This window comes from Okeania sp. SIO2B3, from assembly GCF_010672525.1.
In the GTDB taxonomy this organism is placed as follows: Bacteria; Cyanobacteriota; Cyanobacteriia; order Cyanobacteriales; family Microcoleaceae; genus Okeania.
Genome location: NZ_JAAHGH010000087.1, coordinates 22,189 through 32,289, shown reverse-complemented (window position 1 = coordinate 32,289; position 10,101 = coordinate 22,189). Strand labels below are relative to the sequence as shown.

General features: G+C 40.0%; 11 protein-coding genes. 1 reads left to right on the top strand and 10 read right to left on the bottom strand.

The window, feature by feature from the left end:
* On the top strand, window positions 1-1,976 hold a 1,976-nt coding region (locus F6K15_RS30085), incomplete at its 5' end, for an ATP-binding protein (protein ID WP_293068348.1).
* Window positions 1,977-2,708: 732 nt separating this feature from the next.
* On the opposite strand, the gene F6K15_RS30080 is transcribed toward F6K15_RS30085, so the two are convergent.
* The 10 genes from F6K15_RS30080 to F6K15_RS30035 form a co-directional block, all read right to left on the bottom strand.
* Window positions 2,709-4,325, bottom strand: a complete 1,617-nt coding sequence (locus F6K15_RS30080) for an acyl--CoA ligase family protein (protein WP_293068345.1) — start codon at window positions 4,323-4,325, stop codon at window positions 2,709-2,711.
* Between the two features lie 150 nt (window positions 4,326-4,475).
* On the bottom strand, window positions 4,476-4,808 hold the full coding sequence (locus tag F6K15_RS30075; protein WP_293068342.1) for a hypothetical protein: 333 nt from the start codon (window positions 4,806-4,808) through the stop codon (window positions 4,476-4,478).
* Window positions 4,809-5,003: 195 nt separating this feature from the next.
* Window positions 5,004-5,279 carry a transposase gene (locus F6K15_RS30070; protein ID WP_293068339.1) on the bottom strand — a complete coding sequence of 92 codons (276 nt, stop codon included), beginning with the start codon at window positions 5,277-5,279 and terminating at the stop codon, window positions 5,004-5,006.
* Complete coding sequence (locus tag F6K15_RS30065) at window positions 5,245-5,409, bottom strand: hypothetical protein (protein ID WP_293068336.1); 165 nt, start codon at window positions 5,407-5,409, stop codon at window positions 5,245-5,247. The genes F6K15_RS30070 and F6K15_RS30065 overlap by 35 nt, the downstream gene beginning before the upstream one ends.
* Entirely contained in the window at window positions 5,399-5,665 is a 267-nt protein-coding gene (locus tag F6K15_RS30060; RefSeq protein ID WP_293068354.1) for a transposase, read from the bottom strand. The genes F6K15_RS30065 and F6K15_RS30060 overlap by 11 nt, the downstream gene beginning before the upstream one ends.
* Before the next feature lies 1 nt (window position 5,666).
* Window positions 5,667-6,182, bottom strand: a complete 516-nt coding sequence (locus F6K15_RS30055) for a transposase (RefSeq protein WP_293068333.1) — start codon at window positions 6,180-6,182, stop codon at window positions 5,667-5,669.
* Window positions 6,160-6,810: an IS607 family transposase gene (locus tag F6K15_RS30050; protein WP_293068330.1), complete on the bottom strand. Its 651-nt coding sequence runs from the start codon at window positions 6,808-6,810 to the stop codon at window positions 6,160-6,162. Before F6K15_RS30050 ends, F6K15_RS30055 begins: the two co-directional genes overlap by 23 nt.
* 193 nt (window positions 6,811-7,003) lie before the next feature.
* Window positions 7,004-7,345, bottom strand: a complete 342-nt coding sequence (locus tag F6K15_RS30045; protein WP_293068328.1) for a hypothetical protein — start codon at window positions 7,343-7,345, stop codon at window positions 7,004-7,006.
* Between the two features lie 420 nt (window positions 7,346-7,765).
* Window positions 7,766-8,503, bottom strand: a complete 738-nt coding sequence (locus F6K15_RS30040) for a HEAT repeat domain-containing protein (protein ID WP_363269005.1) — start codon at window positions 8,501-8,503, stop codon at window positions 7,766-7,768.
* A 358-nt stretch (window positions 8,504-8,861) separates the two neighbouring features.
* Window positions 8,862-10,085, bottom strand: a complete 1,224-nt coding sequence (locus F6K15_RS30035) for an acetate kinase (RefSeq protein WP_293068325.1) — start codon at window positions 10,083-10,085, stop codon at window positions 8,862-8,864.
* Window positions 10,086-10,101: the final 16 nt, after the last annotated feature.

Sequence of the window (10,101 nt, the reverse complement as noted above, 5' to 3'; positions counted from 1 at the left end):
AACTTGCCATTTGGGCACAGAATTGTCCGGAAAATTTCCTACATTTGTGTTGTTTGGTAGAAGCAGAAATGGCTCGAATTGGGGGAAAAAAGTTAGAAGCTATAGAATTGTATGACTGTGCTATTGCCCTAGCCAAAGAAAACGAAGATCTCCAACAAGAAGCATTAGGGAACGAACTGGCAGCCAAATTTTACCTGAATTGGGGGAAAGAAAAAATTGCTGCTACTTATATGCAGGAAGCATATTACTGTTATGCTCGTTGGGGTGCTCAAGCTAAGACTGACCAACTAGAACAAAAATATCCTCAACTGCTTGCTCCTATTGTTAGCCAACAAAAAGGCGAAACAATGATTCGGAAGTCAATGGAAAGCATCACCAATACCTCAAGCGGAATTTCCGACAGTCTCGACCTGGCAACCATAATCAAAGCCTCTCATGCTCTTTCTGAGGAAATCGAACTCAATGCTTTGCTCTCCAAACTAATGCACATCGTCCTGGAAAATGCCGGAGCTGACACAGGAGCCTTAATTTTAGACAACTCCGGCACTTGGGAAATAGCTGCCAAATGCGATAGCAACCAATGTTACCTATCAGCTATTACCCTTGCCAAAACCGAAAACTTACCCATTAGCATCATTAATACCGTCAAACGAACTCAACAGACGATGCTCATTAACAATATCAAACAAGACAAAACGTTCACCGCAGACCCCTACCTGATTCAACAGCCACCCAAAAGCCTCTGTTGTACTCCTATCATTAATCAAGGAAAACTGATTGGCATCCTCTACCTAGAAAATCGCCTTACTGTAGAAGCCTTCACCCCAGACCGCATCGAGATTCTCAACCTCCTCACCGCTCAAGCAGCCATTTCTATCGAAAACGCCAGACTCTACCACCGATTAGAAGACTACAACCGGACCCTGGAACAACAAGTTGCCCAACGAACACAACAATTGCAGCAAAATAATCAACAACTCACCCAAACTTTACAAGCACTCAAAGCCACCCAAGATGAATTAATTCAGTCGGAAAAAATGGCAGCTCTAGGACAACTGGTCGCCGGAATTGCCCATGAAATTAACACACCCCTGGGAGCCATTCGCGCCGCCATCGGTAACACCGAAAAAGCCCTAGAAGCATCCTTATCTCAACTACCTCAACTATTACCCCTGCTCAACCCACAACAACAAACCAACTTTTTCAGTTTCCTACAACTTGCCGTGAGCAACCAAACCAGTCTCAGTACCCGGGAAAAACGTCAAATTAAACGCACAGTCACTCAACAACTTCAATCTCACAACATTACCAATGCCAAACAACTAGCTCACCTACTAACTGAAGCCGGATTACATCATGGTTTTGAATCTCAAATATCTTTGCTACAAACTCCCCAAGCTAACCAAATTGTACACATTGCCTACGATATTGCCCGCCTCCACACCAACAGCAAAAATATTAACAACGCTGTGGAAAGAGCCTCAAAAATTGTCTTTGCCCTCAAGAGTTACGCCCGTTACGATCAAAGTGGAGAGAAACAATTAGCTCAGATTACTGACGGTATTGAAACCGTACTGAATCTGTACCACAACTATCTAAAAAAGGGTGTGGAGGTGATTCGCCACTATCAAGATATTCCAGAAATTCTTTGCTATGGTGATGAATTAGTGCAAGTGTGGACAAACTTGATTCACAATGGTATTCAAGCGATGGATGGAAAGGGGAAAATAGATATTGAGGTGCGGGTGGAAAATCAAAATATTGTGGTGGAAATCACAGACTCTGGAACTGGTATACCCCCAGAGATTCAGGATAAAATCTTTCAACCTTTCTTTACCACAAAAGCTGCCGGAGAAGGTAGTGGTTTAGGGTTAGAAATTGTCAAAAAGATTATGGACAAACATCAGGGAAAGATTGATTTTACATCTGTTGTTGGTCAAACCACTTTTACTGTGACTCTTCCCATTGAGTTATAAAGACAGTAGTTATGCGTAAGTCCCGATCTTATATCAAATCCGGTAGCATCGGTGTAATTAGATGGGGTGATGGGGTGATGGGGTAATCGAGAAATATTTGGTAATGGTTGAAGATGGAACATTTTGTGATACCGAATGAAACGGATTTGATATTATATCATGTTCGGATAATCAGTTATAAAAAATCATTTGCCTTCAGTCTGCAGATATTATAAGTAGGACTTGCTGATTAAATCTAAAAGCATTGACTGATATTGGTTTTAGCATTTTTTGGTCTAAAAAAGTACCAGCTTTTCAGCGGAAGAAGCTCATGCATGCTAGTATTTTGGGACGATTATGGCAGAAAAATCACTCTGACAATTTTTCCGACTACCTCTTCTATAATTCCCATTTCTCCTGTCTTCCCCTCCCCTCCACCGGAGGGGTTAGGGGTGGGTTGGGAGGGGTCAGGGGTGGGTTGTCTCCTGTCTCCTGTCTTCTACCCCTACTAAAAGACTTTGTTCAGCAAACCCTAAGTATTCAACCGAACATAATATTATAGGTGTCTAGTGGTTGATAGATGTCCTACTAAACACCATCTCAAACAACTATTCATTATTCAGCCATACAGCGCTTTTTATATTGAAGACCTCACGTCACAATCAAAACCCTGTAGGGACGTTCCATGGAACGTCCCTACTGTGGTCTACCGTGCAGGAAAACCCTCTTCCCTATTCCCTGCTATAACTTTTCTCAGTGAATTCTTTTCTCATAACCAACCCACTCTTTCTCCCGCAATAAATATTTCTGAACCTTACCCGTAGCAGTCTTTGGCAATTCTATAAACTCAACCGCTTTCGGAACCTTAAACTGTGCCAAATTCTGCCGACAAAAATCAATAATTTCTGCTCCTGTCAGACTTTCATCAGGTTTCAAAGTCACAAAAGCTTTGGGCACCTCGCCTCGTTTCTCATCTGGGATAGCAATAACTGCCACTTCCAAAACTGCTGGATGTTTGTAAATTGCTCTCTCCACCTCAATAGTCGAAATATTCGTGCCGCTACTAATAATAATATCCTTAGCGCGATCGCGTAATTCCATATAACCATCAGGATACATCACCGCCAAATCTCCACTATGAAACCAACCACCGCGAAACGCCCATTCAGTCGCCTCTGGATCATCAAAATATCCCTGCATGACATTATTGCCACGCATCACCACTTCTCCCATAGTTTCCCCATCAGCAGGTATATCCTGCATATCCTTATCTACTACCCGCATCTGAGCAGCATGAATATAAGCAACTCCCTGTCTAGCTTTCAACTTTGCCCTTTCTGCCATTGGTAAATCATCCCAAGGTGCTTGCCATTCACAGACGCTATGGGGTCCGTAGGTTTCCGTTAAACCATAAACATGAGTAATATCAATTCCCAATTCTTCCATTGTTTGAATAATAGTGGGGGAAGGTGGTGCTCCTGCTGTAGCAACTCGAAGCGGGTGGGAAAGCTGTAATTTTTTAATGGCGCGGTCATTGGCAAGAGAAATTAATATTGTAGGAGAACCACAGAAGTGAGTGACTCCTTCATCCATAATTAACGAAACTACAGTATTAGGGAAAAATTTCCGCATACAGATATGAGTACCACCCACAGCAATGACTCCCCAGGTAAAACACCAACCATTGCAGTGAAACATGGGTAACGTCCACAAATAAATGCTGCGATTATTCATACCTAATTCTAATGCTTCGCCCAAAGCATTGAGATAAGCACCACGGTGAGTATATACCACTCCTTTTGGTTGACCGCTGGTGCCGCTGGTATAGTTGATCGAAATTGGTTCGTTTTCGTCTGTGAGTGAGGATGATATAGGGTCAGAGCTGCCTGTAGTTAAAAAGGTTTCATAATCTGTTCCTGGTAATTTTTCTCCTGTTGTATCTATTTGAGTGTCTACTATATTAATTATTTCTTCTACACTTTCCAACTCATCCCGCACTGATGCTACCAGATGAGATAATTCTGTATCGACAAATAATAGACGCGCTCCACAGTTATTCAGGATGTAAGAAATATCCTTAGCAGCTAACCGAATATTAATCGCGACTAAAACTCCTCCTGCTAGGGGAACGCCAAAATGTGCTTCTAGCATAGGTGGAATATTGGGGCAAAGGAAAGCTACGCGATCGCCTTTTTGTAAACCTCTATTTTTTAAGGCGTTTGCTAGTTGATTGACTCTAGTGGCAAACTGCGCATAAGTCCAGCGAGAGGAACGGTAAACTATGGCCTCTTTTTCGTGAAATGCTGCTGCACTGCGTTCTAAGAAACTTTGGGGAGTGAGAAATTGAGAGGAAACTTTATGGTTTGACATTATCAGAATTTAGAATATATTAAGACCTAATATGGTATGGCCATTTATTATTACCGATAACGGTTTGTACATGAGCAGCAGCACCTAGACGGGGCTATTGTCGTATGTACTTTGTTAGAGGCATTTTTATACTCATGTTATTATATTTGCTTACTCAGGAACATTTTTTAAGGTCAATATTCTGTTCAATGCCGAAATTCGGTTTATTATTATGTGAGCTAAAGCTGCTGCTGCATCAAGATTGATAGTTGGATTTATTCCATTTGTGGCATTGGTAATCTGGGTGTTAAATTCTTGAACATCATTTCTTACCTCTTCCTCGGTCAATTCTTTGGTTTGCCTCTCAGTATCTGTAAGTTTAGGATAAGCGGGAAGAAGACCATAACCAATTCCATCAATATAAACCTTGTGTCTGGCGTTGTAATGATCCCTAAATTCATCCACATAATTCTTTAATTTCGCTGCCTCCTGGGCTGGAGTCAACCCACTTGCAGCTGTAGATAATCTGTCGTTACCCAGCCGTTCTTAGAAACCTACGATAATCTATATAAATCTATGATTATCTGTTCTATTCTTGCTTCAACCTGGCAACGTCGGCGTTATCCAGTCCACAAGCTGACACGGACGTTTGCTTTTGCTTCGCAAAACTGGCGTAACGCAACGCTGGCGCGAAACGCGTTAGCGTTGCGGAGCAAACTGCCCGCCATAGCTAAATTTAATGCTGCATTTCCTACGGAATGCTACGCAAACAAATCTCGTTCGCGCTAGCGTTGCGGAGCAATCACAGCTGAAATTGCAGTTTTCGCAATTGAAAACGCGCTCTGATAACAACAAAGATTCTTTAACAGTTCCACACCTACTGCAGGTTTTAGAACTAGGAAACCATCTATCAACAATGATTAAGGATGAACCGTATAGCTCACACTTGTACTCGCGCCTGTCTACGAAACTCATAAAAACCCATAGACCCAACAGCTTTAGCTAGCTTGTGATTTGCCATCATTCCTGATACATTAAGGTCTTCACCCACCCCTCTAGCTCCCCTCCCGGGAGGGGATGGGGGTGGGTTGTGGTTAAGAGCCAAATAAGTAGGCGCGTTTATGCAATGTATCTTTTCTGATATTAGCTATCCTGTTGTGTAACTGAGCTATTTTGAGTTGCGCTTTTTTCCAATTAGACGAATAGACGACTTTATGTCTGTTTAGGTATTGCTCTCGTGAGAGTTTTGCTTCTAACTTTTTGTAAGACTTCGCTCCTTCAAACACTTCACCAGTTGAGAGTGTAGCTAGAGATTTTACACCTAAATCAACACCAACTACATCTACTGATTTCTCAGTAATTTTAGATTCTGTTTCTCAGAGCGAAACTGACAAACCATCTATCAGCTTTTTTAGTTATAGTTACAGATTTAGGAGATACTTTATCTGGCAATATTTCGTAGGTTTTCACCCATCCAATTCTTGGTAATTTAATCTGATTAAAGCCTACCGATATTGAGCCATCTAAGGTAAAGCTATCATCTCTACCTTTTTTCTTGAATTTAGGTTGACCAGAAACTTTAGTAAAGCAGCGTTTCCAGGCTTGTGATAAATATCTCAAAGCATATTGAGGTGCACATTTAGAAACCTCGTAGTACCAATAGTTTAATGGTTTAACCATTGCTACTAAAAGTTTATGTAGGTCGATTGCCGTCGGAAATTTCAGTTTACCTGAAGGATTGTTGGAATTGTGAGTAAGGATGTTTTTAGTTAACCACAAGCCCCAATTGTAAGCATGACGCGCTACACCAGCGTGTTTAGCCAGCAAGGTTTTTTGCTGGTTATTTGGGTACAGTTCAGTATGATGTCCTAGTAGCATTATTATCAATTTTCCTGACAACTTGATCTACTTCCTCTTGTAATCCAAGTAATAATTTTTTGTGTTTTTTTGATCTAGAACCGTAAAGCCTAGCTGAAAAAACTGTGATGATTTCTAGTACGTCTTGAGCTAATTCTTCTTCAAAACTTGGTTGTTCTCCTTTGTTAATAATAACTATCTCAATCCCCTGGAGTTCGCAAAAAGAAAAAACCAACTCAGCACCAAACCTTAACAATCTATCTTGATGAGTTAATACTAATCGCTTAGTTTGCTTCCTCAAGATTTTCTCTAATAATTTTTGCAACCCTTTTTTGCGGTAGTTCATACCAGAGCCTAAGTCTTTAATGATCTCAAATTTCCATCCTTTGGCAGCACAATAAGCCTCTAACATTGCTTGTTGCCTGTCTAAATCTGCCTTTTGGTCGTGGCTACTGACTCTGGCATAACAAATAGTAGAACTGTCTGCATCTCCTAAATTGATAAGTTTAGAAGAGTCATAGAATCTAGTACCAGCCTGGCTTTTTCGGTCTGGTATCAGTTCTCCAGACAATTCCCATTTCCGGAGCGTATCAATCGACACTCCTAATAGTTCTGCTGCTGCACCTATTTTGATGAATTTGTTAGTCATAATCATAGACTATACTAGATAATCATAGATTTTGTCAAACTGTTATTTACCCTGCTCCTCTATTTCTAATATTATAATCTACACCGAAATTATACGCGATGTCCATTACTTCGTGGAGCGTGTGATCAGCAAAATTGCTAGTATGGTCGTAACTGCCTAACTGAGAAGGGCGAGGTGCTCTTAGTTAATCTCCCTATTCCCCTACACTCCTTGAAGGGGTTCTTCCTGCAGTTAACTTTGCCTGGATAGCCATACTGCCTAACTGGGAAGGGCGAGGTGCTCTTAATTGATTTCCAAAGTCCTCATCCTTAGTTGAAGGCCGATCGCTCATACCCGCAAGTTGTGCAGCCATCACATTCTCTATCATTGCTCCTAGCTTGGGCTGCTTATATCCCTGTAATTCAAGAGTTTCGGGTGAGGTATATTCTCTCTTTGGTTGTAGTGGTTGTTCTGTTTTAGGAAAAGCCAGTTTTCCTTTATCCTTTGTCAACGGTTGGTATGAAGATGTGGCTCTGTTGAGTGAAGTTTTGATCATAACGGACTGCTTTATTAAATCACTATACTAAATTTAAGCATAATTAAGAGTGATGACGTAAGCTATGAACTAAGTCAATTCTCTATCAAAAAATGTGGAAAGAGGACTCCCGTTATCATCGCGAGATTTAGCCACAGATGAATTTCAAAGGCTAAAATATACTCTGAGCGAAGTGTGAAACATTTTTTTTGTTATAATTCTATTAATAATAAATAATTTTAACAGTAGTAATTGTTATTACTTCAACTTATCAGTATATATTTTTTTGATCAAAATAATATGGGTCGCGCAACCCCGCCTTTTAAGGCGAAATATTTTTGGAGCGAAGCTCAAATCTCCTACTTCCCCTTCCAGCTCCTCTCCTGGGAGGGGCGAGGGGTGGGTTAACTTCTGACTTCTAACTTCTAACTTCTGACTTCATTAAAGCCCTTCCATTGCTAAATCTTCGATAACTTGCAGACCCCTGGGGTCTCCTACTCGTAACAAAGATGATTTAGCATCTTCGCGCACTCCCATATCTTGCTCCTCTTCTAATGCTTCAATTAAGGCATCAATGCCACCTGCATAGACCACATTAGAAGGTAATTCTCGACATAATTGACCAATGGCCCATGCACAATTACTTCTAACTGCTGGCATTGAATCTCGTCGCAAACCTTCAATTAATGGTGGTATTGCCCCTACTACTACTTCATAACTTACTTTGGCCATCTGACCAAGGGAACTTGCTGCCCATAGACGTACTGCAGAAATATCCGTTCTGAGGACATCAACTAAAGGCTCCAAAGCACGGCGATCGCGACAATTTCCCAAGGCCCAAACTACTCCTTTACGGACATAGCCATTGAAGTCCCTATTCAATTGTGTAATTAGAGGTTCTACTGCATCTGAGCTAGGATTACGGCCCAAAGCATAAGCAGCACTCACTCGTATTAATGGACAATCATCTTCTAATAATTTAATTAATGGAATAATAGCCCGTTTTTCCTGGAGTTCACAGAAAGCTCGCGCTGCAATCATCCTTTGGGAGGGTTCTGAGGAAGTTAGCAATGGCAACATTTCCTCTGGATCTGGTTTTGGGGGTTCTTCTCCTAAATGATCTAAAGGACTTTCTTCCATTGGCTGAATATTGAATTGATTGAGGTCTTGATTGTCCATAACAGTAATTTTACTGTATTGATGTACATTAATTTACTAAGTCAAAAGTCAAAAGTCAAAAATTAGGTAATGGCTAATGGCTAATAGCTAATAGCTCAAACAACTTAATTACTTGATAATAGCGGTAAATACAGAAGTTCCTCAAAAAATCTGGGTAGTCCTAAACGTCACGAATGACTTTTTACCGAAAAATTGGGTCTAAAATCCCGTCCTTTCAGGACAGCTTTTCCGCGTTTAAATAAGAATTCCCGCGCCTTTAGGCCGGGGAGGATGTCAATTTTGTGAAATTGTATTAGTACTATGACAAATTAATCAAAAATAAATTAACTATTTATCAAGTTTTTAGTCCAAATATCACCTAAGCTTGGTTCATTTTCTGCTTTTGCCAACATTCACAAGCGATCGCCCAATCTTCTTCTGTATGTACTACCAACACTCGTACTTTTGAATCTGAAGTAGAAATTTCGGTATCCATCCCTGGTTTAATATTTTTTTCCTGGTCTATTTTTAATCCTAAAAATTCAAAATTTTCACAAGTTTTTTCTCTGACAATTGCTGAACGTTCTCCTATTCCAGCAGTAAATACTAAAACGTCTATACCACCAAGAGAAGGAAGCATTTTTCCAATACAACAACAAAGTTGATGAATATAAATATCGAATGCTAATTGAGCACGTTCATCTCCTTCTTGCATAGCTTTATCTATATAACGCATATCTCCAGATTTTCCAGATATTCCTTTTAATCCTGATTCTTTGTTGAGCATTATATTTAGTTTTTCTGCATCTAAACCATGTTCTCGCATTAAATAAATGAGAATTGCCGGGTCAATTGAGCCACTACGAGTTCCCATCATTAATCCTTCTAATGGAGTAAATCCCATGGTAGTATTAATACTAATTCCATTACGAATTGCTGCTAAAGAAGCTCCATTACCTAAATGACAAGTAATTATCCGCAAAGATTCTAGTGATTTTCCTAATATTTTTGCTGTTTTTTGAGCACAATATTTATGACTTGTTCCATGAAAACCATAGCGCCGAATTCCTTTTTCAAACCATTCATAAGGAATTGGATAAACAGCAGCTTTTTTTGGCATTTTACTGTGAAATGCTGTATCGAATACTGCTATTTGAGACACATTTCCTAATGTTTTTTCAATAGCTTCAATTCCTTCTAAATGATTGGGATTATGAGTAGGTGCTAAAGGAATAAGATTTTTGATTGTTGCCTTGACTTTATCTGTAATTAGTGTTGCTTCTGAATAATCTGAACCGCCATGAACTACTCGATGACCAACTACATCTATATAGGAAAGTTTTTCTATAACTTTAGTTTCTCCTTGGCTCAGAGTTTCTAACATTTTAGCAATGCTTTCTAGGCGTTTTTCTTGCTTAAGTTTTACCTCTTTTTCCACTCCATTTGCTGCTACTTCCATTAGACCATAATTATTATTAGCAGTCCAGTCAATTGCTGCTTCCCAAATTGGTTTTGGTGGATTTTCTGGTAAGTTTTCCCCAGTAATTTCATACAAGCAACTTTTTTGGGAACTAGAGCCTGCGTTTAAAACTAAAATTTTCATAGTTAATAATTATTTC

What these genes read in the sequence shown, in the direction of transcription:
- F6K15_RS30035 (WP_293068325.1), bottom strand. Translation starts at nt 10,085, where the DNA reads ATGAAAATTTTAGTTTTAAACGCAGGCTCTAGTTCCCAAAAAAGTTGC.
- F6K15_RS30050 (WP_293068330.1), bottom strand. Translation starts at nt 6,810, where the DNA reads ATGACTAACAAATTCATCAAAATAGGTGCAGCAGCAGAACTATTAGGA.
- F6K15_RS30040 (WP_363269005.1), bottom strand. Translation starts at nt 8,503, where the DNA reads ATGGACAATCAAGACCTCAATCAATTCAATATTCAGCCAATGGAAGAA.
- F6K15_RS30055 (WP_293068333.1), bottom strand. Translation starts at nt 6,182, where the DNA reads ATGCTACTAGGACATCATACTGAACTGTACCCAAATAACCAGCAAAAA.
- F6K15_RS30070 (WP_293068339.1), bottom strand. Translation starts at nt 5,279, where the DNA reads ATGAGTTTCGTAGACAGGCGCGAGTACAAGTGTGAGCTATACGGTTCA.
- F6K15_RS30045 (WP_293068328.1), bottom strand. Translation starts at nt 7,345, where the DNA reads ATGATCAAAACTTCACTCAACAGAGCCACATCTTCATACCAACCGTTG.
- F6K15_RS30080 (WP_293068345.1), bottom strand. Translation starts at nt 4,325, where the DNA reads ATGTCAAACCATAAAGTTTCCTCTCAATTTCTCACTCCCCAAAGTTTC.